Source organism: Frigoribacterium sp. CFBP 13712, assembly GCF_014842255.1.
In the GTDB taxonomy this organism is placed as follows: Bacteria; Actinomycetota; Actinomycetes; order Actinomycetales; family Microbacteriaceae; genus Frigoribacterium.
Genome location: NZ_JACYVH010000005.1, coordinates 151,960 through 178,031 on the forward strand (window position 1 = coordinate 151,960; position 26,072 = coordinate 178,031).

Here is a 26,072-nt window from a genome sequence, read left to right on the forward strand (position 1 = left end):
GGGGTCAACCCTGGCACGGGTTATACCGAATCCGGCACAGAAGGTCAACGACAGGGCTTGCCAGGCGTGTCCGCAGCGACCTAGTATGGACCTTTGCGCTCCCCGTGCGTCGACTCGTCATATTCCGGTCGGCGACGCACCTCCGAGTTCAGGCCCCCGAATATCGCGGCGGGGGCGTCCTCGGCTTCGACCTCCGGCCATGCGCCGCGGGGCCGACGTCCCCCGGGAGGGCCGTTCACCACTCACCATACTGTCCGACAGTGATGACCCGACGGGGTCCACGGAGGTAACTTCCTTGGCTGCTGCGAACACCGCAAACACCAACTCACCCAAGAACGGCCGAGGCGCATCGCGACTCTCGTTCGCCAAGATCACCGACACGCTGACGGTCCCCGACCTTCTGGCGCTGCAGACGGAGAGCTTCGACTGGCTCGTCGGCAACGACATCTGGAAGGAGCGCCTCGCCGAGGCGACCGAGCAGGGTCGCACCGACCTCGCCCTCCACTCCGGCCTGGAGGAGATCTTCGAGGAGATCTCCCCGATCGAGGACCTCGGCGAGACGATGCAGCTGTCGTTCACCGCTCCCGAGCTCGAAGAGCCGAAGTACACCATCGACGAGTGCAAAGAGCGCGGCAAGACCTACGCCGCACCGCTGTACGTCAACGCCGAGTTCATGAACCACCTCACCGGTGAGATCAAGACGCAGACGGTCTTCATGGGCGACTTCCCGCTGATGACCGAGCGCGGAACCTTCATCATCAACGGCACCGAACGTGTCGTCGTGTCGCAGCTCGTCCGCAGCCCGGGCGTGTACTTCGAGCGCGCCTCCGACAAGACCTCCGACAAGGACATCTACTCGGCTCGCGTCATCCCGAGCCGTGGTGCCTGGCTCGAGTTCGAGATCGACAAGCGCGACCAGGTCGGCGTCCGCATCGACCGCAAGCGCAAGCAGAGCGTCACCGTCTTCCTCAAGGCCCTCGGTCTGACGAGCGAAGAGATCACCGAGAAGTTCAAGGGCTTCGCCTCCATCGAGGCGACCCTCGAGAAGGACGCCATCCTCACCAAGGAGGAGGCGCTCAAAGACATCTACCGCAAGCTGCGTCCCGGCGAGCAGGTCGCTGCCGAGGCCGCGCGCGCGCTGCTCGACAACTTCTACTTCAACCCGAAGCGCTACGACCTGGCGAAGGTGGGTCGTTACAAGATCAACCGCAAGCTCGGCATCGACGCGCCCCTGGTCGACTCGGTCCTGACCGTCGACGACATCGTCGCCACGATCAAGTACCTGGTGTCGCTGCACGCCGAGCAGAAGACGATGGACGGAGTCCGCGAGGGCGAGTCCGTCGAGCTGCGTCTCGACGTCGACGACATCGACCACTTCGGCAACCGTCGCATCCGCGCGGTCGGCGAGCTGATCCAGAACCAGGTCCGCACCGGTCTGTCGCGCATGGAGCGCGTCGTCCGCGAGCGCATGACCACTCAAGACATCGAGGCGATCACGCCGCAGACCCTGATCAACGTGCGCCCCGTCGTCGCCGCGATCAAGGAGTTCTTCGGGACGTCTCAGCTGTCGCAGTTCATGGACCAGAACAACCCGCTGTCGGGTCTGACCCACAAGCGCCGCCTGTCCGCTCTCGGACCGGGTGGTCTGTCGCGTGAGCGCGCCGGCGTCGAGGTCCGAGACGTCCACCCCTCGCACTACGGCCGCATGTGCCCGATCGAGACCCCGGAAGGCCCGAACATCGGTCTGATCGGCTCGCTCGCGTCGTTCGCCCGCATCAACTCCTTCGGGTTCATCGAGACCCCGTACCGTCGTGTCGTCAAGGGCAACGTGTCCACGACGATCGACTACCTGACCGCGTCCGAGGAAGACGAGTACGTCGTCGCGCAGGCCAACGCGCCCCTCGACGACAAGTTCGACTTCGTCGACGACAAGGTCCTGGTCCGCAAGAAGGGCGGAGAGGTCGAGCTCGTCGGCAAGGACGAGGTCGACTACATGGACGTCTCGCCGCGCCAGATGGTCTCGGTCGCCACGTCGCTCATCCCGTTCCTCGAGCACGACGATGCGAACCGCGCCCTCATGGGTGCCAACATGCAGCGTCAGGCCGTCCCGCTGGTCCGCAGCGAGAGCCCGCTCGTCGGCACCGGCATGGAGGGCTACACGGCCATCGACGCCGGTGACGTGGTCACCGCCGACGCCGCCGGCGTGGTCGCCGAGGTCTCGGCCGACGTCGTCACCGTCCAGCTCGACGCCGGTGGAACCCAGGAGTACTACCTCCGCAAGTTCGACCGCTCGAACCAGGGCGCCAGCTACAACCACCGCGTGATCGTCGACGCCGGTCAGCGCATCGAGGTCGGCGAGGTCATCGCCGACGGACCCGCGACCGAGAACGGCGAGCTCGCACTCGGCAAGAACCTGCTCGTCGCGTTCATGCCGTGGGAGGGCTACAACTACGAGGACGCGATGATCCTGTCGCAGAACCTCATCAAGGACGACACGCTCTCCTCGATCCACATCGAGGAGTACGAGGTCGACGCCCGCGACACGAAGCTCGGCAAGGAGGAGATCACCCGTGACCTCCCCAACGTCAGCCCGGATCTGCTGGCCGACCTCGACGAGCGCGGCATCATCCGCATCGGCGCCGAGGTCCGCCCCGGCGACATCCTCGTCGGCAAGGTCACGCCCAAGGGCGAGACCGAGCTCAGCGCCGAAGAGCGTCTGCTTCGTGCGATCTTCAACGAGAAGAGCCGCGAGGTCCGCGACACGTCCCTGAAGGTGCCTCACGGCGAGCAGGGGACCGTCATCGGCGTCAAGGTCTTCGACTCGCAAGACGGAGACGACGAGCTCGGCTCGGGTGTCAACCAACGCGTCGTGGTGTTCATCGCCCAGAAGCGCAAGATCACCGCGGGTGACAAGCTCGCCGGTCGTCACGGCAACAAGGGCGTCATCTCGACGATCCTCCCCGTCGAAGACATGCCCTTCCTCGCCGACGGAACCCCCGTCGACATCATCCTGAACCCGTTGGGCGTCCCCGGTCGAATGAACTTCGGCCAGGTGCTCGAGATCCACCTCGGGTGGATCGCGGCGCAGGGCTGGAACGTCGAGGGCATCCAGGAGTGGGCGAAGAACCTGCCCCCCGAGGCGCTCAGCGCCGCTCCCGGCACGAAGGTCGCCACCCCGGTGTTCGACGGTGCCGCCGAGCGCGAGATCGAGGGTCTGCTCGACTCGACCCTCCCGACCCGCGACGGGGAGCGCCTCATCGGTTCGTCCGGTAAGGCCCGCCTCTTCGACGGTCGCTCGGGTGAGCCGTTCCCGAACCCGATCTCGGTCGGCTACATGTACATCCTCAAGCTGCACCACCTCGTCGACGACAAGATCCACGCTCGCTCGACGGGTCCGTACTCGATGATCACGCAGCAGCCGCTGGGTGGTAAGGCGCAGTTCGGTGGTCAGCGATTCGGTGAGATGGAGGTCTGGGCCCTCGAGGCCTACGGCGCCGCGTACGCGCTGCAGGAGCTCCTGACCATCAAGTCCGACGACATCCTCGGCCGCGTCAAGGTCTACGAGGCGATCGTCAAGGGTGAGAACATCCAGGAGCCCGGCATCCCCGAGAGCTTCAAGGTCCTCATCAAAGAGATGCAGTCGCTCTGCCTGAACGTCGAGGTCCTCTCGGCCGACGGCCAGACGGTCAGCCTGCGCGACACGGACGACGAGGTCTTCCGTGCCGCCGAAGAGCTGGGCATCAACATCTCTTCCCGCTTCGAGTCGTCGAACGTCGACGAGATCTAAGCCCTCCCCAGACGACGTCGACACTTTTTTCACAAAGGGATAAACATTGATCGAAGCAACAACTTTCGACGAGCTGCGGATCGGCCTCGCAACGGCCGACAACATCCGCGCTTGGTCGCACGGTGAGGTCAAGAAGCCGGAGACCATCAACTACCGCACGCTGAAGCCCGAGAAGGACGGCCTCTTCGGAGAGCAGATCTTCGGGCCCTCGCGCGACTGGGAGTGCGCCTGCGGCAAGTACAAGCGAGTCCGATTCAAGGGCATCGTCTGCGAGCGCTGCGGCGTCGAGGTCACGAAGTCGTCGGTGCGCCGTGAGCGCATGGGCCACATCGAGCTCGCCGCTCCCGTCACGCACATCTGGTACTTCAAGGGCGTCCCCTCGCGCCTCGGCTATTTGCTCGACATGGCGCCGAAGGACCTCGAGAAGGTCATCTACTTCGCCGCCTACATGGTCATCTCGATCGACGAGGAGGGCCGTCACGCCGACATGCCCGGACTCGAGAACGAGCTCCGCCTCGAGATCAAGCAGCTCGAGTCGCAGCGCGACACGCGCATCGCCGACCGTCTCCAGAAGCTCGAGGACGACCTCGCCGCTCTTGAAGAAGAGGGTGCGAAGAGCGACCAGAAGCGCCGCGCGAAGGACGGCGCCGAGAAGGAGATGTCGCAGACGCGCAAGTCGTTCGACGAGGACATCAACCGCCTCGAGCGCGTCTGGGAGGACTTCCGGTCGCTGAAGGTCGGCGACCTCAAGCCGGAGGACGCCGTCTTCCACGAGCTCCAGGACCGCTTCGGCATCTACTTCGAGGCCCACATGGGCGCCGAGGCGATCAAGAAGCGCCTCGAGGGCTTCGACCTCACCACCGAGGCCGAGAACCTGCACCTGCAGATCTCCGAGGGCAAGGGTCAGAAGAAGATCCGCGCGATCAAGCGCCTGCGCGTCGTCAGCTCCTTCCTCGCCACGGGCAACTCGCCCGCGGCGATGGTGCTCGACGTGGTGCCGGTCATCCCGCCGGAGCTCCGCCCGATGGTCCAGCTCGACGGTGGCCGTTTCGCGACGTCCGACCTGAACGACCTGTACCGCCGCGTCATCAACCGCAACAACCGCCTCCGTCGTCTGCTCGATCTCGGTGCCCCCGAGATCATCGTCAACAACGAGAAGCGGATGCTGCAGGAGGCCGTCGACGCACTGTTCGACAACGGCCGTCGTGGTCGTCCCGTCACGGGTACCGGCAACCGCGCCCTGAAGTCCCTGAGCGACATGCTCAAGGGAAAGCAGGGTCGCTTCCGCCAGAACCTGCTGGGCAAGCGCGTCGACTACTCGGGTCGTTCGGTCATCATCGTCGGCCCGACGCTCAAGCTGCACCAGTGCGGTCTGCCCAAGCAGATGGCTCTCGAGCTCTTCAAGCCCTTCGTCATCAAGCGCCTGATCGACCTGAGCCACGCTCAGAACATCAAGTCGGCGAAGCGCATGGTCGAGCGTTCGCGTCCGCAGGTCTGGGACGTCCTCGAAGAGATCATCCGCGAGCGTCCCGTGCTGCTGAACCGTGCGCCCACGCTGCACCGTCTCGGCATCCAGGCGTTCGAGCCCCAGCTCGTCGAGGGCAAGGCCATCCAGCTGCACCCGCTCGTCTGCGCGGCGTTCAACGCCGACTTCGACGGCGACCAGATGGCCGTCCACCTGCCGCTGTCCGTCGAGGCCCAGGCCGAGGCGCGCATCCTGATGCTCGCGTCGAACAACATCCTGAAGCCGTCCGACGGCCGTCCGGTGACCCTGCCCGCACAGGACATGATCATCGGTCTGCACTACCTGACGACGGTCACCCCCGGCGCCACCGGTGAGGGCCGCTCGTTCTCGTCGGTGTCCGAGGCGATCATGGCCATGGACCAGGGGTCGCTCGATCTCAACGCCATGGTCAAGATCCGCATGAACGGCGTGCACTTCGCCGAGGGCGAGGCGCCCGAGGGCTACGAGGTCGGTCAGGACATCCTGCTCGAGACGACGCTGGGTCGCGCTCGCTTCAACGAGAACCTCCCCGCCGACTACCCCTTCGTGCAGGAGGTCGCCGACAAGGGCATGCTCTCGACCATCGTCAACGACCTGGCCGAGCGGTACCCGAAGGTCGCGGTCGCCGCGGCGCTCGACAACATCAAGGACGCCGGCTTCTACTGGGCCTCGCGCTCCGGTGTGACCGTCGCGCTGTCCGACGTGCTGACGCCGCCGCGCAAGCCCGAGATCGTCGCGGGCTACGAGAAGCAGGCCGCAGCGGTCCAGTCGGAGTTCGACAAGGGTCTGATCTCGGACGCCGAGCGTCGTGCCGACCTGATCAAGATCTGGACGGAGGCCACGAACGAGGTCGCCGCCGAGATGCGGGCGAACTTCCCGATCGACAACACCATCAACCGCATGGTGACGTCGGGTGCTCGTGGTAACTGGCTGCAGGTGCGCAACATCGCCGGCATGCGAGGCCTGGTGAACAACCCGAAGGGCGACATCATCCCCCGCCCGATCATCTCGTCGTACCGCGAGGGTCTGTCGGTGGCCGAGTACTTCATCGCGACGCACGGTGCCCGCAAGGGTCTGGCCGACACGGCCCTCCGTACGGCCGACTCGGGGTACCTGACCCGTCGACTCGTCGACGTGTCACAGGACGTCATCATCCGTGAAGACGACTGCGGCACCTCGCGAGGCCTCGAGATGCCGATCGCCGCACCCGACGCCGACGGCGTCATGGTGCGCGACGCGACCGTCGAGAACACCGTGTTCGCACGGTCTCTCGCCGCGGCCGCGGTCGACGCCAAGGGCACGGTGCTGGCCGAGGCCGGTGCCGACGTCGGAGACGTGCTGATCGACGAGCTCGTGGCGGCCGGTGTCGAGACCATCAAGGTCCGCTCCGTCCTCACCTGCGAGGCCGCCGTCGGTGTCTGCGCCCAGTGCTACGGCCGTTCGCTGGCCACGGGCAACCTCGTCGACATCGGAGAGGCCGTCGGCATCATCGCGGCCCAGTCGATCGGCGAGCCCGGCACGCAGCTCACGATGCGCACCTTCCACACCGGTGGTTCGGCTTCGGCCGACGACATCACGCAGGGTCTTCCCCGCGTGACGGAGCTGTTCGAGGCGCGTACCCCCAAGGGTGCGTCCCCGATCGCCGACGGTGCCGGTCGCATCACCATCGAGGACACCGACAAGGCTCGCCGCGTCATCCTCAACCTCGACAACGGAGACGAGCCGGTCATCTACCCGGTGCTCAAGCGCTCGACCCTCCTCGTCGAAGACGGTCAGCACGTCGAGCTCGGCGCGCAGATCATCGCGGGCGCCGTCGACCCCAAGGAGGTCCTGCGAGTCAAGGGCGTCCGTGCCGTTCAGCAGCACCTCGTGGGCGGCGTGCAAGACGTCTACCGCTCGCAGGGTGTGCCGATCCACGACAAGCACATCGAGGTCATCGTCCGTCAGATGCTCCGCAAGGTCACCGTCGTCGACCACGCCGACACCGATCTCCTCCCCGGAGAGCTCGTCGACCGGTCGAAGTACAACGAGATCAACCGTGCTGCGCTGACCGAGGGCAAGCGGACCGCGTCCGCTCGTCAAGAGGTCATGGGCATCACCAAGGCCTCGCTGGCGACCGAGTCGTGGCTGTCGGCCGCGTCCTTCCAGGAGACGACCCGCGTGCTCACGCAGGCCGCGATGGAAGGCAAGAGCGACCCGCTGGTCGGTCTGAAGGAGAACGTGATCATCGGAAAGCTGATCCCCGCGGGTACCGGTCTGTCGCGTTACCGCGACGTCTCGGTCGAGGCGACGGAGGAGGCGAAGGCCGAGCGGTACCCCAACCGCGTGTTCACGGACGACGCGTCGTTCAACGAGGCTGACCTCAGCTTCGTCGACTTCGACTCGTTCTCGTCGGACGACTTCACGCCCGGCACCTACAACTGATCCGCGGAGGTGCGGTGAGGGTCAGTCCCGCACCGCGCCTCCTCGAATCGACACAGGGCCCCGGCCCACGCCTCGTGCGTGGACCGGGGCCCTCCGTCGTCCCCGCCTCACTCCGGCGGGTGACCGTTACCGGGCGATAGGGTCGGCGGCGTGCGCTACGAACGGCAGCTGTCAGACACGGTCCACCTGAGGGAGGCGCGGGTCGACGACGCCGCGTCCCTCGCCGCCGCCTACGACCGCAACAGGGCGCACCTCGCCCCCTGGGATCCCGAGCGCACGCCCTCCTTCTTCACCGAGCACGGTCAGCGCAGCGTCCTGGCCGGTCGGCTCGCGTCCTCGGCGGCGGGGGAGGGGCAGTCGTTCCTCCTGATCGAGGGCGACGAGGTCGTCGGCGGCATCTCGCTCAACCAGATCGTCCGCGGCCCCGTGCAGCGGGCGACGGTCGGCTACTGGCTCGACCACGAGCACGTCGGTCGGGGGCTGGCGACGGCCGCCGTCGGAGCCGTCGTCGACTTCGCGACCGTGACCCTGCGTCTGCACCGCCTCGAGGCGGGAGCGCTGCCCCGCAACGCCGCGTCACGGGCCGTGCTGACCCGCTCGGGCTTCGTCGAGTACGGCTATGCGGCGAGCTACCTGCGCATCGCGGGCGTGTGGGAGGACCACGTGCTGTACCACCGCCTCCTCGGCTCGGCGTAGCCTCGACGACATGAATCGCGCCGTCTACGCGGTGATGGGCACCGTCCTCTTCGCGGCGCTGATCATCACCACCGCCGCGTTCGAGAGCGTGCTCCTCGACCGCGACGTCATCGCCGAACCCGACGCCGGCACCCTCCTCGGCCCCGCGATGTTCGCGGTGGCGGTGCTGATCGTGCTGCTGTCGCTCCTGCGGTCCGCAGCCCTGGCCGACGCCGTCGACGGGGCCGCGCCGACCATGCGCGGCGCGTTCCCCGCCCAGCCGGCCGACGATCCCGCCCGGCGAGCCGCGACCCGGCCGGCGCTCGATCCCGACGACGAGCTCCGTCCGCGGCACGCTCCGCTGCTGCCGGCCGCGATCACGACCGCTGCGCTCGTCTATCTCGCGATGCTGCTCGTCGGGTCGGTCTGGTACGGGCTGGTCAGAGACGACCTGTTCTGGGCGACGCTCTTCGCCGGGCGGTACGCGCTGTCGCCGCTCGTGCTCGGCTCCGCGCTGTGGGCGGGTCTCGTCGTGGCGGGCACCGTCGCCGTCTCGCGTGTCGCACCCCAGACGTAGGTCGTCGGGGGCTGCCCGCGGTCTGCCCCGCGGCCGGCCGACATTTGATTAACCCCCCGGGTCGAAGCTATGCTCTAGCGGGTGTGCGTTTAACCGCGCCCACACCGAATACCCCTCGGCGTCGCCGTCGAGTCGGGTAGCGACCGTCTCGGTCTCCGAGACGAGGATTCCGGCGATTCCGCCGGACAGAGCACAGCGATGCGAGAGCAGCGCGACTCGACCGGGTCGTCAGACCGGGCCGAGATCGAACGAGGAGAACCAGTGCCAACTATTCAGCAGCTGGTCCGCAAGGGACGCACGCCGAAGGTCGTCAAGACCAAGGCCCCCGCCCTGCGGTCCAACCCCCAGCAGCGTGGCGTGTGCACGCGTGTGTACACCACCACCCCCAAGAAGCCGAACTCCGCGCTCCGCAAGGTCGCTCGTGTGAAGCTCTCGAACGGCACCGAGGTCACCGCCTACATCCCCGGCGAGGGCCACAACCTGCAAGAGCACTCGATGGTGCTCGTCCGCGGCGGTCGTGTCAAAGACCTCCCCGGTGTGCGCTACAAGATCGTCCGTGGCGCCCTCGACACCCAGGCCGTGAAGAACCGCAAGCAGGCTCGCAGCCTCTACGGTGCGAAGAAGGACAAGAAGTAATGCCTCGTAAAGGACCCGCGCCCAAGCGCCCTGTCGTCGCCGACCCGGTCTACGGTGCGCCGATCGTCAGCCAGCTCGTCAACAAGATCCTCCTCGACGGCAAGAAGGGGCTCGCCGAGCGCATCGTCTACGGTGCTCTCGCCGGCGTCTCCGCCAAGAACGACCAGGACGCGGTCGCCACGCTGAAGAAGGCGCTCGACAACGTGCGCCCGACTCTCGAGGTCCGTTCGCGTCGCGTCGGCGGTTCGACCTACCAGGTCCCCGTCGAGGTCAAGCCCCACCGCGCCAACACCCTGGCTCTCCGCTGGCTCACCAGCTACGCCAAGGCTCGTCGCGAGAAGACCATGACCGAGCGTCTCATGAACGAGATTCTCGACGCCTCGAACGGTCTCGGCGCCGCTGTCAAGCGTCGCGAAGACACGCACAAGATGGCCGAGTCGAACAAGGCCTTCGCGCACTACCGCTGGTAACCGGCCGAGGAGGCGCGGTGTGCGCATCCCGCGCACCGCACCTCCTCGTCCCCCCACTCCCCACCTATCCCTTCGGAGGAACCCGTGGCACAAGATGTGCTCACCGACCTGAACAAGGTCCGCAACATCGGCATCATGGCTCACATCGATGCTGGCAAGACGACGACCACCGAGCGCATCCTGTACTACACGGGCATCACCCACAAGATCGGTGAGGTCCACGACGGTGCGGCCACGATGGACTGGATGGCGCAGGAGCAAGAGCGCGGCATCACCATCACCTCGGCTGCGACGACGTGCTTCTGGAACAAGAACCAGATCAACATCATCGACACCCCCGGTCACGTCGACTTCACGGTCGAGGTCGAGCGCTCGCTCCGCGTCCTCGACGGCGCCGTCGCCGTCTTCGACGGCAAGGAGGGCGTCGAGCCCCAGTCCGAGACCGTCTGGCGTCAGGCCGACAAGTACGACGTGCCCCGCATCTGCTTCGTCAACAAGATGGACAAGCTCGGCGCCGACTTCTACTTCACGGTCGACACGATCATCAACCGCCTCGGCGCCAAGCCGCTGGTCATGCAGCTCCCCATCGGTGCCGAGAGCTCCTTCGAGGGCGTCGTCGACCTGGTCGAGATGCGCGCCCTCACGTGGCGCGGTGACGCCAAGGGTGACGTCGAGCTGGGTGCCAAGTACGAGATCGAAGAGATCCCCGAAGACCTGAAGGAGAAGGCCGCGGAGTACCGCGCCAAGCTCCTCGAGACGGTCGCCGAGTCGGACGACGCGCTGCTCGAGAAGTACTTCGGTGGCGAAGAGCTCACGATCGCCGAGATCAAGGCCGCCGTCCGCAAGATGACGGTCAACTCCGAGCTGTACCCGATCTTCTGCGGCTCCGCCTTCAAGAACCGCGGCGTCCAGCCGATGCTCGACGCGGTCATCGACTACCTCCCCTCGCCGCTCGACGTGCCTCCCATGGAGGGCCACGACGTCCGCGACGCCGAGAAGGTCATCATCCGCAAGCCCGAGTCGTCGGAGCCCTTCTCGGCTCTCGCCTTCAAGGTCGCGGTGCACCCGTTCTTCGGTCGTCTGACCTACGTGCGCGTCTACTCGGGTTCGATCGAGTCCGGCGCCCAGGTCATCAACTCGACCAAAGACAAGAAGGAGCGCATCGGCAAGATCTTCCAGATGCACTCCAACAAGGAGAACCCGGTCGAGAGCGTGACCGCTGGCCACATCTACGCGGTCATCGGCCTGAAGTTCACCACGACCGGCGACACCCTGTGCGACCCGTCCGAGCAGATCGTGCTCGAGTCGATGACGTTCCCCGAGCCCGTCATCGAGGTCGCCATCGAGCCGAAGACCAAGGCCGACCAGGAGAAGCTCTCGCTGGCCATCCAGAAGCTCGCCGAAGAGGACCCGACGTTCCGCGTCGAGCTCAACGTCGAGACCGGTCAGACGGTCATCAAGGGCATGGGCGAGCTCCACCTCGACATCCTCGTCGACCGCATGAAGCGCGAGTTCAACGTCGAGGCGAACGTGGGCAAGCCCCAGGTCGCCTACCGCGAGACCCTCAAGAAGGGCATCGAGCGGTACGACTACACGCACAAGAAGCAGACCGGTGGTTCGGGTCAGTTCGCGAAGATCCAGATCGCGCTCGAGCCCTACGAGGTCACCGCCGAGTCGACCTACGAGTTCGTCAACAAGGTCACCGGTGGTCGCGTGCCGCGCGAGTACATCCCCTCGGTCGACGCCGGCATCCAGGACGCCATGCAGGTGGGTGTCCTCGCGGGCTACCCGACCGTGGGTGTCCGGGCGCTGCTGCTCGACGGTGCGGCGCACGACGTCGACTCGTCCGAGATGGCCTTCAAGATCGCCGGGTCGATCGCCTACAAAGAGGCGGCTCGCAAGGCCCAGCCCGTTCTCCTCGAACCGCTCATGGCGGTCGAGGTCCGTACGCCCGAAGAGTATATGGGCGACGTCATCGGCGACCTCAGCTCGCGACGCGGGCAGATCTCGTCGATGGAAGACGCCAGTGGTGTGAAGGTCGTTCGGGCCAGCGTGCCGCTGTCGGAGATGTTCGGATACGTCGGTGACCTGCGGTCGAAGACCTCGGGTCGTGCCGTCTACTCGATGACGTTCGAGTCCTATCAGGAGGTCCCCTCGGCGGTCGCCGAGGAGATCATCCAGAAGAACAAGGGCGAATAGTCCCGAACCACGCGGCCGAACCTCGACCGCGTAACATGTACACACACCAATCCGCAGTGTCCGGTAGGCCGGGTCATCGACCCGGCCCCCGGCTCCACTGCAACCGAGTCCTGAGGAGGACCCACAGTGGCTAAGGCCAAGTTCGAGCGGACCAAGCCGCACGTCAACATCGGAACCATCGGTCACGTCGACCACGGCAAGACCACGCTCACCGCGGCGATCACCAAGGTGCTGCACGACAAGTACCCCAACCTCAACGAGGCGTCGGCGTTCGACCAGATCGACAACGCGCCCGAAGAGAAGCAGCGCGGCATCACGATCAACATCTCGCACGTCGAGTACCAGACCGAGAAGCGCCACTACGCTCACGTCGATGCACCCGGCCACGCCGACTACATCAAGAACATGATCACCGGTGCGGCTCAGATGGACGGCGCGATCCTCGTGGTCGCCGCCACCGACGGCCCGATGCCCCAGACGCGTGAGCACGTCCTGCTCGCCCGTCAGGTCGGCGTGCCCTACATCGTCGTGGCCCTGAACAAGTCCGACATGGTCGACGACGAGGAGATCCTCGAGCTCGTCGAGATCGAGGTGCGCGAGCTCCTCTCCAGCCAGGACTTCGACGGCGACAACGCTCCCGTCGTGCAGGTCTCCGCTCTCAAGGCCCTCGAGGGCGACGAGAAGTGGGCCGCCACGGTCGCCGACCTGATGGACCAGGTCGACGAGAACGTGCCGGAGCCCGTCCGTGCGACGGACCAGCCCTTCCTCATGCCCGTCGAGGACGTCTTCACGATCACCGGTCGTGGAACCGTCATCACCGGTCGTGTCGAGCGAGGCATCCTGAAGCCGAACGACGAGGTCGAGATCGTCGGCATCAAGGAGAAGTCCTCCAAGACCACCGTCACCGCCATCGAGATGTTCCGCAAGACCCTCGAAGACGCACGCGCCGGTGAGAACGTCGGACTCCTGCTCCGTGGCACGAAGCGTGAAGACGTCGAGCGCGGCCAGGTCGTCGTCAAGCCCGGCTCGATCACGCCCCACACCGAGTTCGAGGCGAACGTCTACATCCTCTCGAAGGACGAGGGCGGCCGTCACAACCCGTTCTACGCGAACTACCGCCCGCAGTTCTACTTCCGCACCACCGACGTCACGGGTGTCATCACGCTGCCCGAGGGCACCGAGATGGTCATGCCCGGCGACACGACTGAGATCACCGTTCAGCTGATCCAGCCGATCGCCATGGAAGAGGGCCTCCGCTTCGCCATCCGCGAGGGTGGTCGCACGGTGGGTGCCGGTACCGTCACCAAGATCGTCAAGTAAGTACTGGTCCTCCAGCACTGCTGATCTCGAGAGAGGTCGGACCCTTCGGGGTCCGGCCTCTTTCTCGTCTCCGGGTACACGATGGACTCGAGCCGGACCGACCGGCACGGACGGGAGATCCCCATGGCAGGCTTCGACGACATCAGCAAGAAGGCCCAGGCCTTCCTGAAAGACGGCAAGGTCCAGGAGGCGCTGAAGAGCGAGAAGGCGGAGGGCGTCAGCGACTCCGTGCTCGACGCCGTCGCCAAGGCGGCCGACAAGGCCACCGGCGGCAAGCACTCAGACAAGATCGAGCAGGCACGGCGGCAGGCCGACGAGAAGCTCGGCGACCGCTGACGGTGTCATGAACGACGGGCGGCCAGGGATCACCCCGGGTCGCCCGTCGGGTGTTTACTCGACGGATGCCGCGCCTCCGCCGAACCGATGCCACGCGACCCGGCATCTCGCGCAGGCGGGCCGGCTCCGGTTTCTCCTACCGCGACGAGAACGGGGCGCTCGTGACCGACCCCGGGCTGAGGGCTCGGATCGATCATCTCGGCATCCCACCCGCCTGGACCGACGTCTGGATCGCGCCCTATCCGAACGGCCACGTGCAGGCGACGGGTGTGGACGCCGCCGGGCGTCGGCAGTACGTCTACCACCCCACCTGGCGTGAGCAGAAGGACCGCCTCAAGTTCGATCGCGCGATGGCTCTCGCAGAATCGCTGCCGGCGGCCCGCGGGCGCGTCACCCGGCATCTGCGACTCGCCGAGCCCGTGCGTGAGCGCGCTCTGGCGACCGGCTTCCGCATGCTCGACACCGGCTCCCTCCGGGTCGGGTCCGAACGCTACGCCGAGCAGCACGGCAGTCATGGGCTGTCGACGCTGCTCTGCGCTCACGTGTCGGTCTCCGGCGACGCGGTGTCGCTGGCGTTCCCCGCCAAGAGCGGTCAGGCGTGGGAGTCGTCGATCCGCGACGCGGACCTCGCCTCCGTCGTCCGCGGGCTCAAGAGCCGGGGCCCCCGGGCGCGCCTCCTGGCCTGGCGTCCTGCGGCCGGCGACCCGTGGCGCCCGCTGCACGCGGTCGAGATCAACGACTACGTCCGAGAGCAGACCGGGGGAGACTTCACGGCGAAGGACTTCCGCACGCTGCACGGCACGGTGGCGGCAGCGGTCGGTCTCGCGAAGGCGGGCCCGCAGCAGACCCCCACGAGGAGGCGCAAGGCCGTCTCGCAGGCCATCGCGGCGGCCGCTGAGGTGCTCGGCAACACCCCCTCCGTCGCCCGGGCGTCGTACGTCGACCCGCGTCTGATCGACGCCTACGAGCACGGGGAGACCATCGATCCGGCTCGCATCGCCGCCGCCGAGTCGGAGGTCAGGGCGCTCCTCTACCGGTGAAGCCGCCCCGAGCGTTCGCCAGCGCTCGGCTCGATGACGTACCGTTGAGGGTTGCGTCGGATCGAGTCCGGCGCCCGAGAGGAACTACTGCAGTGATGGACGAGTGCATCCACGGTTTCGAGAGAGAGCTGTGCGACATCTGCGCGCCTCGCCGACGCGAGCCCCAGGTCGACGCCGACGGTCAGGTCAAGACCCTCGTGCCCAAGCGGCGTGCCGCCTCCCGGAAGCCCGAGTCGCTCCGCAGCACCCCCGCACTCCCTCGAGACATGGCGGCGTCCGCTGTGGCCGCTCAGGCGGCCCAGACGCCCGTCCCCGTGTTCTCCCAGCAGCGCGTCTACCACTGGACCCACGTCTCCAACCTGCCCGGCATCCTCGAGTCCGGCGAGATCCGTGCCGGCGCCACGCCGGTGCTCGACGTCAGCTCCGAGGCCACCCGTGCGCTCCGCGCATCGGTGACCGCCGCCTCCGGCGCCCCGCTCGCCGACCACGTCCCGTTCTCGCTCTCGCCCCACGCCACCGCCTGGGACACCGTGCGCTCCGGTGCCGAGGGCTACGAGTGGTCCGACGCCGCCCGCACGGCGAAGGCCACGGACTTCGTCATGCTCGTCGTCCCGATCTCGGCCCTGGGCGACGACTTCGTCGTGACCGAGGGTGACGCTGCGGTCCAGGGCGTGCGCGCCGGTGTGGGCGTCGACGACGCCGCGGGCATGGTGCGCCGGTTCTCGCTCGCCGACCCCGACCTGCTCGAGCCCGAGGTGCTCGTCCCGTCGCGTGTCGCCTTCGACGCCGTCACCCTCGTGGGCGTGCCGAACGACAAGGTCCGCGACGCCGTCAAGAACCTGGTGGCCGACGCCGGCGGGCACGCCCCGCGCATCTCGGTCTACCCGCCCTGGTTCCGACCCTCGCCCGTCGAGCAGGTCTGATCCACGAGGGGCCGCGTCCGCCCAGGAGGCGCGCGCGGCCCCTCCTCGAAATCCGCGACACGCCCGGGTTGCAGCAAATGCAGGCGTGTGGCAAAATCGTCTAGTTCCACACTTCGGGTTGCGCCACGGGCGCCACCACGGATCACTGCCAGGCAGTGCACAGACGTATCGCGTCTGGGCCGCGGGTAGCAGGACGCATCTCACAATCGAATCCCTTGCGACGCCCGCCCTCCGGGGTGCGGCAGGCGGGGCGATGACCACGATGACTGCCCTCCCCGGGTCTTCTCCGCGGCCATCGGCCGGGTTCCGAGATGGATTGACACAAGAACAGCGGTACGCGAGAGACACGTAGTGCCAGATGTTTGCCCAGCAAACAGCGTCAGGCGGCCTTCGAGGTGCGCGACGTCCGAACGAGAGAGAGTCACACATGGCGGGACAGAAGATCCGCATCCGACTTAAGTCGTATGACCACGAGGTCATCGACTCCTCCGCGCGCAAGATCGTCGACACGGTCACCCGCGCGGGCGCTACGGTGGTCGGCCCCGTGCCGCTGCCGACCGAGAAGAACGTGGTCGTCGTGATCCGTTCGCCCCACAAGTACAAGGACTCGCGCGAGCACTTCGAGAAGCGCACGCACAAGCGCCTCATCGACATCGTCGACCCGACGCCGAAGGCCGTCGACTCGCTCATGCGCCTCGACCTCCCCGCCGACGTCAACATCGAGATCAAGCTGTAGGGGGCGACCATGACCATCAGCACCACGAAGAACGTCAAGGGCCTGCTCGGCAAGAAGCTCGGCATGACCCAGGTCTGGGACGAGAACAACAAGCTCATCCCCGTCACCGTCGTCGAGATCGCTCCGAACGTCGTGACCCAGGTCCGCTCGCTCGAGAAGGACGGCTACACGGCCGTCCAGATCGCCGCCGGTCAGATCGACCCCCGCAAGGCCACCAAGCCGGCCGTCGGTCACTTCGACGCCGCCGGTGTCACGCCCCGCCGCCACCTCACCGAGGTCCGCACCGCCGACGCCGCCGAGTACGCACTCGGCCAGGAGCTCACGGTCGACACCTTCGAGGCCGGCCAGAAGGTCGACGTCGTCGGCACCTCCAAGGGCAAGGGCTTCGCCGGTGTCATGAAGCGTCACAACTTCAAGGGCGTCGGCGCCTCGCACGGTGCCCACCGCAACCACCGCAAGCCCGGTTCGATCGGTGCTTCGTCGACCCCCAGCCGTGTCTTCAAGGGCATGCGCATGGCCGGTCGCATGGGTGGCGACCGGGTCACCATCCTGAACCTCACGGTGCACGCCGTCGACGCCGAGAAGGGTCTGCTGCTCGTCAAGGGCGCCGTCCCCGGTGCTCGCGGCCGCATCGTTTTCGTCCGTACCGCCGTGAAGGGGAAGTAGCTCATGGCCACCACTACCGCATCGGCCGCCTCGGTCGACGTCCTCGACGCCACCGGCTCGAAGACCGGCACCGTCGAGCTGCCCGTCGAGCTCTTCGACGTCGTCACCAACGTCCCGCTGATCCACCAGGTCGTCGTCGCCCAGCAGGCCGCCGCCCGTCAGGGAACCCACAAGACCAAGCGTCGTGGCGAGGTCTCCGGCGCCGGTCGCAAGCCGTTCAAGCAGAAGGGAACCGGTCGCGCTCGTCAGGGCTCGATCCGCGCCCCCCAGATGACCGGCGGTGGCATCGTCCACGGGCCGCAGCCGCGTGACTACGCGCAGCGCACGCCCAAGAAGATGATCGCCGCAGCCCTCCTCGGCGCCCTGTCCGACCGTGCACGCGGTGCCCGCGTCCACGTCGTCGAGAGCTTCGTCGCCGACTCGATCAGCACCAAGGTCGCGCTCGACCTCCTCGCGTCCGTCGCGTCGAGCAAGCACGTCCTGATCGTCGTCGACCGCGACGACGAGCTGACCCGCAAGAGCGTTCGCAACGTGACCACGGTCCACGTGATCACGTACGACCAGCTCAACGCCTACGACGTGCTCGTCAGCGACGACATCGTCTTCACGAAGAGCGCCTTCGACGGCTTCGTCGCCTCGAAGACCAAGAAGGAGGCCTCCGCATGAGCGGCTACGGCAAGGACCCTCGCGACGTCATCATCTCGCCCGTCGTCTCCGAGAAGAGCTACTCCCTGATCGATCAGGGCAAGTACACCTTCATCGTCGACCCGCGGTCGAACAAGACCGAGATCAAGCTCGCCATCGAGAAGATCTTCGACGTCAAGGTCGACAGCATCAACACGCTCAACCGGACGGGCAAGACCCGTCGCACCCGTTTCGGCACCGGCAAGCGTAAAGACACCAAGCGCGCCATCGTGACGCTCAAGTCCGGTTCCATCGACATCTTCACGGCTGTCGGCTAGGGAGCAGAGGGATAAAACATGGCTATTCGTAACTACAAGCCCACGACGCCGGGTCGCCGCGGTTCGTCGGTCGCCGACTTCGCGGAGATCACGCGTTCGACGCCCGAGAAGTCGCTGCTCCGTCCGCTGACCAAGTCGGGTGGGCGCAACAACGCCGGTCGCATCACGACCCGTCACATCGGTGGTGGCCACAAGCGCCAGTACCGCGTGATCGACTTCCGTCGTCACGACAAGGACGGCGTCAACGCCAAGGTCGCTCACATCGAGTACGACCCCAACCGCACGGCGCGCATCGCGCTCCTGCACTTCATGGACGGCTCGAAGCGCTACATCATCGCTCCGAACAAGCTGTCGCAGGGTGACATCGTCGAGTCGGGTGCCGGGGCCGACATCAAGCCCGGCAACAACCTGCCGCTGAAGAACATCCCCGTCGGTACCGTCATCCACGCCATCGAGCTCAAGCCCGGTGGAGGCGCGAAGATGGCCCGTTCCGCCGGTGCGTCGGTCCGTCTGGTCGCCAAGGACGGCCCCTACGCGCAGCTCCGTCTGCCGTCGGGCGAGGTCCGCAACGTCGACGCCCGCTGCCGCGCCACCATCGGCGAGGTCGGCAACGCCGAGCAGTCGAACATCAACTGGGGCAAGGCCGGCCGCATGCGCTGGAAGGGCGTCCGCCCGACCGTCCGTGGTGTCGCCATGAACCCCGTCGACCACCCGCACGGTGGTGGTGAGGGCAAGACCTCCGGTGGTCGCCACCCGGTCAGCCCGTGGGGCCAGAAAGAAGGCCGCACGCGCCACCCCAACAAGGAGAGCGACAAGCTCATCGTCCGTCGTCGTAACGCTGGCAAGAAGCGTAAGTAGGAGTTGTAGAAGATGCCACGCAGTCTTAAGAAGGGCCCCTTCGTTGACGACCACCTGCTCCGCAAGGTCGTCACGCAGAACGAGGCCAGCACCAAGAACGTCATCAAGACCTGGTCGCGCCGATCGATGATCATCCCGAACATGCTGGGACACACCATCGCCGTGCACGACGGACGCAAGCACATCCCCGTGTTCGTGACCGAGAGCATGATCGGCCACAAGCTCGGTGAGTTCGCGCCCACCCGCACCTTCCGTGGTCACGTGAAGGACGACAAGAAGGGTCGTCGCCGCTAACGCGGCGACGTAAGGAGGAGAGAAATGGTGGAGTCGATCGCACGCGTGCGTCACATCCGCGTCACCCCCATGAAGGCCCGTCGCGTCGTCAACCTGATCCGCGGCAAGCAGGCCCTCGAGGCCCTGGCCATCCTGAAGTTCGCGCCCCAGGGTGCGAGCGAGCCCGTCTACAAGCTCGTCGCGTCGGCCATGGCCAACGCCCGTGTCAAGGCGGACAAAGACAACAGCTACCTCGACGAGCAGGACCTCTACGTGAGCCGTGCATTCGTCGATCAGGGTGCAACCCTCAAGCGGTTCCAGCCGCGAGCCCAGGGGCGCGCCTTCCAGATCCTGAAGCGCACCAGCCACATCACGATCGTCCTCGCGACGCCTGATGAGGTCGAGGCTGCCGACGCTACGAAGAAGGCGAGCAAGTAATGGGCCAGAAAGTAAACCCGTACGGCTTCCGTCTGGGCATCACCACCGACCACGTGTCGCGGTGGTTCACCGACAGCACCAAGCCGGGCCAGCGTTACAGCGACTACGTCGCCGAAGACGTGAAGATCCGCACCCTGCTCAAGACCTCGCTCGACCGCGCCGGCGTGGCCAAGATCGAGATCGAGCGCACCCGTGACCGCGTCCGCGTCGACATCCACACCGCCCGTCCGGGCATCGTGATCGGTCGTCGTGGCGCCGAGGCCGAGCGCATCCGCGGCGACCTCGAGAAGCTCACGAGCAAGCAGATCCAGCTCAACATCCTCGAGGTCAAGAACCCCGAGGCCGAGGCTCAGCTCGTCGCACAGGGCATCGCCGAGCAGCTCGCTGCTCGTGTCGCGTTCCGTCGTGCGATGCGCAAGGGCCTCCAGGGCGCGCAGCGCGCCGGTGCCAAGGGTGTCCGCATCCAGGTGTCCGGTCGTCTCGGCGGCGCCGAGATGAGCCGCTCGGAGTTCTACCGCGAGGGCCGCGTGCCCCTGCACACGCTCCGCGCGAACATCGACTACGGCTTCTACGAGGCCAAGACCACCTTCGGTCGCATCGGTGTCAAGGTCTGGATCTACAAGGGCGACATCACCAACAAGGAGCTCGCACGCGAGCAGGCGAACCAGAAGTCGTCTCGCCCCGAGCGCCGTAACGACCGTGACGGTGCCCGTCGCGGCGGGGGCGACCGCGCTCCCCGCGAGCAGAAGGCACCCGCCACCACAGGAGCTGAGGCGTAACCATGCTTATCCCCCGTCGTGTCAAGCACCGCAAGCAGCACCACCCCGGTCGCAGTGGCCAGGCCACTGGTGGCACCAAGGTCAGCTTCGGTGAGTACGGCATCCAGGCACTCACGCCCGCTTACGTGACCAACCGTCAGATCGAGTCCGCTCGTATCGCCATGACGCGTCACATCAAGCGCGGCGGCAAGGTCTGGATCAACATCTACCCCGACCGCCCCCTCACGAAGAAGCCCGCCGAGACCCGCATGGGTTCCGGTAAGGGTTCGCCCGAGTGGTGGGTCGCCAACGTCAAGCCCGGTCGCGTGCTCTTCGAGCTCAGCGGCGTGTCTGACGAAATCGCGCGCGAGGCACTCACTCGTGCGATCCACAAGCTGCCCCTCAAGGCACGCATCATCAAGCGCGAGGAGGGCGACGCATAATGGCGATCGGATCCAAAGAGCTCCGTCCGACCGAGCTCGACACTTTCGAAGACGAGCGTCTGGTCGACGAGCTGAAGAAGGCCAAAGAAGAGCTGTTCAACCTGCGCTTCCAGTCGGCCACGGGCCAGCTCGAGAGCCACGGCCGCCTGCGTGCCGTGAAGCGCGACATCGCTCGCATCTACACGGTCCTGCGTGAGCGCGAGCTCGGCATCCGTGCCACCCCCGTCGCCGTCGAGGCCGCTCCCAAGGCGACCAAGAAGTCGACCAAGAAGGCCGCCGCCGACGAGGCGCCCGCCGCCGACACCGTCGAGACCGCCGAGGAGAAGTAATGGCTACCGAGAACAAGACCGAGGTCGACTCGGCAGCCGTCGAGACCCGCGGCTACCGCAAGACCCGTCGCGGCTACGTGACCAGCGACAAGATGGACAAGACCATCACCGTCGAGGTCGAGGACCGCGTCAAGCACCCCCTGTACGGCAAGGTCATCCGCCGCACGTCCAAGGTCAAGGCGCACGACGAGGCCAACGCGGCCGGTGTCGGCGACCTCGTCGTGATCAGCGAGACCCGTCCGCTCAGCGCCTCCAAGCGCTGGCGCCTGGTCGAGATCCTCGAGAAGGCGAAGTAGGCCTCGCGGCCTGCTTGCGTAGAAGGAGACACAAGTGATTCAGCAGGAATCCCGCCTCAAGATCGCCGACAACACCGGTGCGAAAGAGATCCTCACCATCCGCGTCCTCGGAGGCTCCGGCCGTCGTTACGCGGGTCTCGGTGACGTCATCGTCGCAACGGTGAAGGACGCCATCCCCGGCGGAAACGTCAAGAAGGGTGACGTCGTCAAAGCCGTCATCGTTCGCACCAAGAAAGAGGTCCGTCGTCCGGACGGCTCTTACATCAAGTTCGACGAGAACGCCGCAGTGATCCTGAAGGCCGATGGGGACCCCCGCGGTACCCGTATCTTCGGGCCGGTCGGTCGCGAACTTCGCGACAAGAAGTTCATGAAGATCATCTCGCTGGCGCCGGAGGTTATCTAAGTCATGGCAAACATCAAGAAGGGTGACCTGGTTCAGGTCATCACCGGCGCGACGCAGACGCGTGGCGGCGACCGTGGCAAGCAGGGCAAGGTCCTCGAGGTCCTCGTCGAGCGCAACCGCGTGGTCGTCGAGGGCGTCAACCTCGTCACCAAGCACGTTCGCGTCGGCCAGACGCAGCGCGGCACGAAGACCGGTGGCATCGAGACGCACGAGGCACCCATCCACGTGTCGAACGTCGCCATCGTCGACCCCAAGACCAAGAAGCCGACGCGAGTGGGCTTCCGTGAAGAGACGGTCACCAAGGGCGGCGTCACCAAGACCGTCCGTGTCCGTTACGCCAAGGCGTCGGGAGAGAACCTCTGATGACTGACACCACCACCACCCCGACTGCGCTGCCGCGCCTCAAGGCGAAGTACCGCGCGGAGATCCTTCCGCAGCTGAAGAGCGACTTCGGTTTCACGAACGTCCACCAGGTCCCCGGCCTGGTCAAGATCGTCGTGAACACCGGTGTCGGCGAGGCCGCCCGTGACAGCAAGATCATCGACGGTGCCATCAAGGACCTCACCGCCATCACGGGTCAGAAGCCTCAGGTCACGAAGGCTCGCAAGTCGATCGCCCAGTTCAAGCTCCGCGAGGGTCAGCCCATCGGCGCCCACGTGACGCTTCGCGGCGACCGTGCATGGGAGTTCCTCGACCGGCTGCTGTCGCTCGCTCTTCCCCGCATCCGCGACTTCCGTGGTCTCAGCGACCGCCAGTTCGACGGAAACGGAAACTACACGTTCGGTCTCACGGAGCAGAGCATGTTCCACGAGATCGATCAGGACCGCATCGACCGCGTGCGTGGATTCGACATCACCGTCGTCACCACCGCCAAGAACGACGACGAGGGGCGCGCGCTGCTGAAGGCGCTCGGCTTCCCGTTCCGTTCGGCCGACTCGGCCAAGTAAGATCGTCCGGTCGGCAACTCGCACGTCGAGTTGCCGACCGTTCCCCTGAGGTCGCAGAGATTCGCTCTGCGACCACCCGATCGTCCAGGTCGGCACCCGGTGTACCGGATGTCGAAACCGGATGAGAAAGAGATCAATCGCATGACGATGACAGATCCGGTCGCAGACCTGCTGACCAGACTGCGCAACGCGAACTCGGCCTTCCACGAGACCGTGTCGCTTCCGAGCAGCAAGCTCAAGTCCCACATCGCCGAGATCCTCAAGCGCGAGGGTTTCATCGAGTCGTGGAAGGTCGAAGACGCCCGCGTCGGACAGACCCTCACCATCGACCTCAAGTACGGCCCCGCCCGTGAGCGCTCCATCAAGGGCATCAAGCGCGTGTCGAAGCCCGGTCTCCGGGTCTATGCGAAGTCGACCGAGATCCCTCAGGTGCTCGGTGGACTCGGTGTAGCCATCCTGTCGACTTCCTCCGGTCTGCTGACCGACCGTGAGGCCCAGAAGAAGGGCGTGGGCGGAGAAGTCATCGCCTACGTGTGGTAACTCGTCATGTCTCGAATCGGAAGACTCCCCATCTCGATCCCTGCCGGGGTCGACGTGAAGATCGACGGCCAGGCCGTCACCGTCAAGGGCCCCAAGGGTGAGCTGTCGCTCATCGTGAAGAGCCCCATCGAAGCCAAGCTCGAAGAGGGCACGGTCGTCGTGACCCGCCCCGACGACGAGCGCGAGTCGCGTTCGCTGCACGGCCTCACGCGTACCCTCATCGCCAACCAGATCATCGGTGTGACGCAGGGCTACACGAAGGGCCTCGAGGTCGTCGGAACCGGCTACCGCGTCCAGGCCAAGGGCTCGAACATCGAGTTCGCCCTCGGTTACTCGCACCCCATCACCGTCGAGCCGCCTGCGGGCATCAGCTTCACGGTCGAAGGCAACAACAAGCTCACGGTCGTCGGAATCGACAAGCAGGCCGTCGGCGAAGTCGCCGCCAACATCCGCAAGCTGCGCAAGCCCGAGCCCTACAAGGGCAAGGGTGTGCGCTACGCCGGCGAGGTCGTCCGCCGCAAGGCCGGAAAGTCAGGTAAGTAATCATGGGTCTCGGTACACGAGGAAAGAGCAAGTCGGCCGCCACCAAGCGCCGTCACACCCGCCTGCGCAAGAAGGTCGTGGGCACCGAAGAGCGCCCCCGTCTCGTCGTCACCCGTTCGGCCCGGCACGTGTTCGTGCAGGTCGTCGACGACAGCAAGGGCTTCACCGTCGCCAGCGCATCGACCCTCGAGGCCGACCTGCGGTCGTTCGACGGTGACAAGACCGCTAAGTCCCGCAAGGTCGGCGAGCTCGTCGCCGAGCGCGCCAAGGCAGCGGGCATCGAGGCCGTCGTGTTCGATCGCGGCGGCAACAAGTACGCCGGACGCGTCGCGGCCATCGCCGAAGGCGCCCGAGAGGCTGGTTTGAACCTGTGAGCGACGCTACGAACACCACACCCCCCGCCGAGCCCGAGGCGACTGCGACGACCGAGGCGACCAAGGCTCCGGCCGAGGCCGTCGTCGAGCGTCCCGTCGAGACGGCTGCAGGCTCCGAGTCCAACAACCGCGAGGGTGGTCGTACCGACCGCCGCGGGGGTCAGGGACGCGGAGATCGCAACGCCGGTGGCCGAGGCCGCGGTGACCGCGACGACAAGAGCCAGTTCCTGGAGCGCGTCGTCACCATCAACCGCGTGTCCAAGGTCGTCAAGGGCGGTCGTCGCTTCAGCTTCACCGCGCTCGTCGTGGTCGGAGACGGCAACGGACTCGTCGGCGTCGGCTACGGCAAGGCCCGCGAGGTCCCCACGGCCATCAGCAAGGGCGTCGAAGAGGCGAAGAAGAACTTCTTCCGCGTCCCCCGCATCGGCAACACGATCCCGCACCCCGTGCAGGGTGAGGCCGCTGCCGGCGTCGTCATGCTGCGTCCGGCTTCTGCCGGTACCGGTGTCATCGCCGGTGGTCCCGTCCGCGCCGTGCTCGAGTGCGCCGGTGTCCACGACGTGCTGAGCAAGTCGCTCGGTTCGTCCAACACGATCAACATCGTTCACGCGACCGTCGAGGCGCTCAAGCAGCTCGAAGAGCCGCGTGCCGTCGCCGCCCGTCGTGGGCTCGACATCGACGCCGTCATGCCGGCCTTCATGGTCCGTGCAGAGCAGGCGGCGCGTGACGCAGCAACCGCGAAGGCAGGTGCATGATGGCCGCCAACCTCAAGGTGACCCAGATCAAGTCCGTAATCAGCGAGAAGCAGAACCAGCGTGACACGCTGCGGAGCTTGGGCCTCAAGCGCATCGGCCAGTCGGTCGTGCGCGAAGACAACAAGCAGAACCGCGGCTACGTCAACACGGTCGCCCACCTCGTGAAGGTCGAGGAGATTGACTAATGGCTGACGAGAAGAAGGAGACGGCTGAGAAGGCCGCTCCGAAGAAGGCCGCCGCCACCAAGGCGACGACCACGAAGGCTGCCCCCAAGGCAGCCGCCAAGAAGCCGGCTGCCGACAAGGCCGCCGCTTCGACGGGTTCGACCACCAAGGCCGCTCCCGCCGCGAAGTCGTCCGACGACGTCGCCCGTCCCCAGGTGCTCAAGGTGCACCACCTTCGTCCGGCTCCCGGTGCCAAGAAGGCGAAGACCCGCGTGGGACGCGGTGAAGGTTCGAAGGGTAAGACCGCTGGGCGTGGAACCAAGGGCCAGAAGGCCCGGTACCAGGTCAAGGTCGGCTTCGAGGGTGGGCAGATGCCGCTCCACATGCGTACTCCGAAGCTGCGCGGGTTCAAGAACCCGTTCCGCGTCGAGTACCAGGTCGTGAACCTCGAGAAGCTCGGCGAGCTCTACCCCCAGGGTGGCGACGTCACCGTGAGCGACCTCGTCGCCAAGGGTGCAGTCCGCAAGAACGAGAAGGTCAAGGTCCTCGGACAGGGCGACCTCAGCGTCAAGCTGACCGTCGCGGTCGACAAGGTCTCCGGCTCCGCCGAAGACAAGATCGTCGCCGCCGGCGGGTCCGTCACCAAGTAATCACCTGAGGGGGTGGCCCGAGAGGGCCACCCCCATCAGTCGTCTA

Annotated in this window: 31 protein-coding genes; all 31 read left to right on the plus strand. The window is 66.4% G+C overall.

Going from position 1 to position 26,072, the window contains the following annotated elements; all coding sequences use genetic code 11:
* Positions 1-295 precede the first annotated feature (295 nt).
* The 31 genes from rpoB (at position 296) to rplO (ending at position 26,026) form a co-directional block, all read left to right on the plus strand.
* Complete coding sequence (rpoB, locus tag IFT51_RS10400) at positions 296-3,787, plus strand: DNA-directed RNA polymerase subunit beta (RefSeq protein ID WP_192061025.1); 3,492 nt, start codon at positions 296-298, stop codon at positions 3,785-3,787.
* Between the two features lie 46 nt (positions 3,788-3,833).
* Positions 3,834-7,715 (plus strand): DNA-directed RNA polymerase subunit beta', encoded by a 3,882-nt coding sequence (locus tag IFT51_RS10405; RefSeq protein ID WP_192061026.1) that lies wholly within the window; start codon positions 3,834-3,836, stop codon positions 7,713-7,715.
* Between the two features lie 150 nt (positions 7,716-7,865).
* Positions 7,866-8,411, plus strand: coding sequence for a GNAT family N-acetyltransferase (locus tag IFT51_RS10410; protein WP_192061027.1), 546 nt, complete (start codon positions 7,866-7,868; stop codon positions 8,409-8,411).
* A 10-nt stretch (positions 8,412-8,421) separates the two neighbouring features.
* Positions 8,422-8,967, plus strand: a complete 546-nt coding sequence (locus tag IFT51_RS10415; RefSeq protein WP_192061028.1) for a DUF6121 family protein — start codon at positions 8,422-8,424, stop codon at positions 8,965-8,967.
* A 261-nt stretch (positions 8,968-9,228) separates the two neighbouring features.
* Positions 9,229-9,603 (plus strand): 30S ribosomal protein S12, encoded by a 375-nt coding sequence (rpsL, locus tag IFT51_RS10420; protein WP_043593380.1) that lies wholly within the window; start codon positions 9,229-9,231, stop codon positions 9,601-9,603.
* A complete protein-coding gene (gene rpsG / locus IFT51_RS10425) occupies positions 9,603-10,073 on the plus strand; it encodes a 30S ribosomal protein S7 (RefSeq protein ID WP_055799861.1) in 471 nt (156 codons plus the stop codon). Before rpsL ends, rpsG begins: the two co-directional genes overlap by 1 nt.
* An 84-nt stretch (positions 10,074-10,157) precedes the next feature.
* Positions 10,158-12,272, plus strand: a complete 2,115-nt coding sequence (gene fusA / locus IFT51_RS10430; protein WP_192061029.1) for an elongation factor G — start codon at positions 10,158-10,160, stop codon at positions 12,270-12,272.
* 126 nt (positions 12,273-12,398) lie between these two features.
* Positions 12,399-13,592 (plus strand): elongation factor Tu, encoded by a 1,194-nt coding sequence (gene tuf / locus IFT51_RS10435; protein WP_192061030.1) that lies wholly within the window; start codon positions 12,399-12,401, stop codon positions 13,590-13,592.
* A gap of 123 nt (positions 13,593-13,715) precedes the next feature.
* Positions 13,716-13,928 (plus strand): Rv0909 family putative TA system antitoxin, encoded by a 213-nt coding sequence (locus IFT51_RS10440; protein WP_192061031.1) that lies wholly within the window; start codon positions 13,716-13,718, stop codon positions 13,926-13,928.
* A 65-nt stretch (positions 13,929-13,993) separates the two neighbouring features.
* A complete protein-coding gene (locus IFT51_RS10445) occupies positions 13,994-14,968 on the plus strand; it encodes a DNA topoisomerase IB (RefSeq protein WP_192061032.1) in 975 nt (324 codons plus the stop codon).
* Between the two features lie 95 nt (positions 14,969-15,063).
* Complete coding sequence (locus IFT51_RS10450; protein ID WP_206758087.1) at positions 15,064-15,891, plus strand: DarT ssDNA thymidine ADP-ribosyltransferase family protein; 828 nt, start codon at positions 15,064-15,066, stop codon at positions 15,889-15,891.
* Positions 15,892-16,318: 427 nt separating this feature from the next.
* On the plus strand, positions 16,319-16,627 hold the full coding sequence (gene rpsJ / locus IFT51_RS10455) for a 30S ribosomal protein S10 (RefSeq protein ID WP_056259724.1): 309 nt from the start codon (positions 16,319-16,321) through the stop codon (positions 16,625-16,627).
* A gap of 15 nt (positions 16,628-16,642) precedes the next feature.
* A complete protein-coding gene (rplC, locus tag IFT51_RS10460; protein ID WP_167627285.1) occupies positions 16,643-17,293 on the plus strand; it encodes a 50S ribosomal protein L3 in 651 nt (216 codons plus the stop codon).
* Positions 17,294-17,296: 3 nt separating this feature from the next.
* The gene (rplD, locus tag IFT51_RS10465) at positions 17,297-17,959 is read left to right on the plus strand and encodes a 50S ribosomal protein L4 (protein ID WP_192061034.1); all 663 of its coding nucleotides are present in this window, start codon (positions 17,297-17,299) and stop codon (positions 17,957-17,959) included.
* Positions 17,956-18,255: a 50S ribosomal protein L23 gene (gene rplW, locus IFT51_RS10470; RefSeq protein ID WP_055799883.1), complete on the plus strand. Its 300-nt coding sequence runs from the start codon at positions 17,956-17,958 to the stop codon at positions 18,253-18,255. Before rplD ends, rplW begins: the two co-directional genes overlap by 4 nt.
* 18 nt (positions 18,256-18,273) lie before the next feature.
* A complete protein-coding gene (gene rplB, locus IFT51_RS10475) occupies positions 18,274-19,113 on the plus strand; it encodes a 50S ribosomal protein L2 (RefSeq protein ID WP_192061035.1) in 840 nt (279 codons plus the stop codon).
* A gap of 12 nt (positions 19,114-19,125) precedes the next feature.
* Complete coding sequence (gene rpsS / locus IFT51_RS10480) at positions 19,126-19,407, plus strand: 30S ribosomal protein S19 (protein ID WP_123355173.1); 282 nt, start codon at positions 19,126-19,128, stop codon at positions 19,405-19,407.
* Between the two features lie 24 nt (positions 19,408-19,431).
* Positions 19,432-19,824, plus strand: coding sequence for a 50S ribosomal protein L22 (gene rplV / locus IFT51_RS10485; RefSeq protein ID WP_055799894.1), 393 nt, complete (start codon positions 19,432-19,434; stop codon positions 19,822-19,824).
* Positions 19,824-20,603 carry a 30S ribosomal protein S3 gene (rpsC, locus tag IFT51_RS10490; RefSeq protein ID WP_043593357.1) on the plus strand — a complete coding sequence of 260 codons (780 nt, stop codon included), beginning with the start codon at positions 19,824-19,826 and terminating at the stop codon, positions 20,601-20,603. Before rplV ends, rpsC begins: the two co-directional genes overlap by 1 nt.
* 2 nt (positions 20,604-20,605) lie before the next feature.
* The gene (rplP, locus tag IFT51_RS10495) at positions 20,606-21,025 is read left to right on the plus strand and encodes a 50S ribosomal protein L16 (RefSeq protein WP_055799897.1); all 420 of its coding nucleotides are present in this window, start codon (positions 20,606-20,608) and stop codon (positions 21,023-21,025) included.
* Positions 21,025-21,354 carry a 50S ribosomal protein L29 gene (rpmC, locus tag IFT51_RS10500; RefSeq protein WP_192061036.1) on the plus strand — a complete coding sequence of 110 codons (330 nt, stop codon included), beginning with the start codon at positions 21,025-21,027 and terminating at the stop codon, positions 21,352-21,354. The genes rplP and rpmC overlap by 1 nt, the downstream gene beginning before the upstream one ends.
* Positions 21,354-21,650, plus strand: coding sequence for a 30S ribosomal protein S17 (gene rpsQ, locus IFT51_RS10505; protein ID WP_055799902.1), 297 nt, complete (start codon positions 21,354-21,356; stop codon positions 21,648-21,650). Before rpmC ends, rpsQ begins: the two co-directional genes overlap by 1 nt.
* 34 nt (positions 21,651-21,684) lie before the next feature.
* Positions 21,685-22,053 carry a 50S ribosomal protein L14 gene (gene rplN, locus IFT51_RS10510; RefSeq protein ID WP_043593350.1) on the plus strand — a complete coding sequence of 123 codons (369 nt, stop codon included), beginning with the start codon at positions 21,685-21,687 and terminating at the stop codon, positions 22,051-22,053.
* 3 nt (positions 22,054-22,056) lie between these two features.
* Positions 22,057-22,416 carry a 50S ribosomal protein L24 gene (gene rplX, locus IFT51_RS10515; RefSeq protein ID WP_192061037.1) on the plus strand — a complete coding sequence of 120 codons (360 nt, stop codon included), beginning with the start codon at positions 22,057-22,059 and terminating at the stop codon, positions 22,414-22,416.
* A complete protein-coding gene (gene rplE, locus IFT51_RS10520; protein WP_192061038.1) occupies positions 22,416-23,000 on the plus strand; it encodes a 50S ribosomal protein L5 in 585 nt (194 codons plus the stop codon). The genes rplX and rplE overlap by 1 nt, the downstream gene beginning before the upstream one ends.
* Before the next feature lie 141 nt (positions 23,001-23,141).
* Complete coding sequence (rpsH, locus tag IFT51_RS10525; RefSeq protein ID WP_192061039.1) at positions 23,142-23,540, plus strand: 30S ribosomal protein S8; 399 nt, start codon at positions 23,142-23,144, stop codon at positions 23,538-23,540.
* Between the two features lie 6 nt (positions 23,541-23,546).
* Positions 23,547-24,083, plus strand: a complete 537-nt coding sequence (gene rplF, locus IFT51_RS10530) for a 50S ribosomal protein L6 (protein WP_192061040.1) — start codon at positions 23,547-23,549, stop codon at positions 24,081-24,083.
* 2 nt (positions 24,084-24,085) lie between these two features.
* Positions 24,086-24,457, plus strand: coding sequence for a 50S ribosomal protein L18 (gene rplR / locus IFT51_RS10535; protein ID WP_192061041.1), 372 nt, complete (start codon positions 24,086-24,088; stop codon positions 24,455-24,457).
* Positions 24,454-25,212, plus strand: coding sequence for a 30S ribosomal protein S5 (gene rpsE / locus IFT51_RS10540; protein ID WP_243214132.1), 759 nt, complete (start codon positions 24,454-24,456; stop codon positions 25,210-25,212). The genes rplR and rpsE overlap by 4 nt, the downstream gene beginning before the upstream one ends.
* Positions 25,212-25,397, plus strand: coding sequence for a 50S ribosomal protein L30 (rpmD, locus tag IFT51_RS10545; RefSeq protein ID WP_055799925.1), 186 nt, complete (start codon positions 25,212-25,214; stop codon positions 25,395-25,397). The genes rpsE and rpmD overlap by 1 nt, the downstream gene beginning before the upstream one ends.
* Positions 25,397-26,026, plus strand: a complete 630-nt coding sequence (gene rplO / locus IFT51_RS10550) for a 50S ribosomal protein L15 (protein WP_082475306.1) — start codon at positions 25,397-25,399, stop codon at positions 26,024-26,026. Before rpmD ends, rplO begins: the two co-directional genes overlap by 1 nt.
* Positions 26,027-26,072: the final 46 nt, after the last annotated feature.

What these genes read in the sequence shown, in the direction of transcription:
- IFT51_RS10445 (WP_192061032.1), top strand. Translation starts at nt 13,994, where the DNA reads ATGCCGCGCCTCCGCCGAACCGATGCCACGCGACCCGGCATCTCGCGC.
- rpsC (WP_043593357.1), top strand. Translation starts at nt 19,824, where the DNA reads ATGGGCCAGAAAGTAAACCCGTACGGCTTCCGTCTGGGCATCACCACC.
- IFT51_RS10440 (WP_192061031.1), top strand. Translation starts at nt 13,716, where the DNA reads ATGGCAGGCTTCGACGACATCAGCAAGAAGGCCCAGGCCTTCCTGAAA.
- IFT51_RS10450 (WP_206758087.1), top strand. Translation starts at nt 15,064, where the DNA reads ATGGACGAGTGCATCCACGGTTTCGAGAGAGAGCTGTGCGACATCTGC.
- rpsH (WP_192061039.1), top strand. Translation starts at nt 23,142, where the DNA reads ATGACGATGACAGATCCGGTCGCAGACCTGCTGACCAGACTGCGCAAC.
- IFT51_RS10415 (WP_192061028.1), top strand. Translation starts at nt 8,422, where the DNA reads ATGAATCGCGCCGTCTACGCGGTGATGGGCACCGTCCTCTTCGCGGCG.
- rpsJ (WP_056259724.1), top strand. Translation starts at nt 16,319, where the DNA reads ATGGCGGGACAGAAGATCCGCATCCGACTTAAGTCGTATGACCACGAG.
- rplB (WP_192061035.1), top strand. Translation starts at nt 18,274, where the DNA reads ATGGCTATTCGTAACTACAAGCCCACGACGCCGGGTCGCCGCGGTTCG.
- rplE (WP_192061038.1), top strand. Translation starts at nt 22,416, where the DNA reads ATGACTGACACCACCACCACCCCGACTGCGCTGCCGCGCCTCAAGGCG.
- rplP (WP_055799897.1), top strand. Translation starts at nt 20,606, where the DNA reads ATGCTTATCCCCCGTCGTGTCAAGCACCGCAAGCAGCACCACCCCGGT.
- rplD (WP_192061034.1), top strand. Translation starts at nt 17,297, where the DNA reads ATGGCCACCACTACCGCATCGGCCGCCTCGGTCGACGTCCTCGACGCC.
- rpsS (WP_123355173.1), top strand. Translation starts at nt 19,126, where the DNA reads ATGCCACGCAGTCTTAAGAAGGGCCCCTTCGTTGACGACCACCTGCTC.
- rplV (WP_055799894.1), top strand. Translation starts at nt 19,432, where the DNA reads ATGGTGGAGTCGATCGCACGCGTGCGTCACATCCGCGTCACCCCCATG.
- rpsQ (WP_055799902.1), top strand. Translation starts at nt 21,354, where the DNA reads ATGGCTACCGAGAACAAGACCGAGGTCGACTCGGCAGCCGTCGAGACC.
- rplF (WP_192061040.1), top strand. Translation starts at nt 23,547, where the DNA reads ATGTCTCGAATCGGAAGACTCCCCATCTCGATCCCTGCCGGGGTCGAC.
- rplO (WP_082475306.1), top strand. Translation starts at nt 25,397, where the DNA reads ATGGCTGACGAGAAGAAGGAGACGGCTGAGAAGGCCGCTCCGAAGAAG.
- rpmC (WP_192061036.1), top strand. Translation starts at nt 21,025, where the DNA reads ATGGCGATCGGATCCAAAGAGCTCCGTCCGACCGAGCTCGACACTTTC.
- rplW (WP_055799883.1), top strand. Translation starts at nt 17,956, where the DNA reads ATGAGCGGCTACGGCAAGGACCCTCGCGACGTCATCATCTCGCCCGTC.
- rplR (WP_192061041.1), top strand. Translation starts at nt 24,086, where the DNA reads ATGGGTCTCGGTACACGAGGAAAGAGCAAGTCGGCCGCCACCAAGCGC.
- rpsG (WP_055799861.1), top strand. Translation starts at nt 9,603, where the DNA reads ATGCCTCGTAAAGGACCCGCGCCCAAGCGCCCTGTCGTCGCCGACCCG.
- rplX (WP_192061037.1), top strand. Translation starts at nt 22,057, where the DNA reads ATGGCAAACATCAAGAAGGGTGACCTGGTTCAGGTCATCACCGGCGCG.
- rpmD (WP_055799925.1), top strand. Translation starts at nt 25,212, where the DNA reads ATGGCCGCCAACCTCAAGGTGACCCAGATCAAGTCCGTAATCAGCGAG.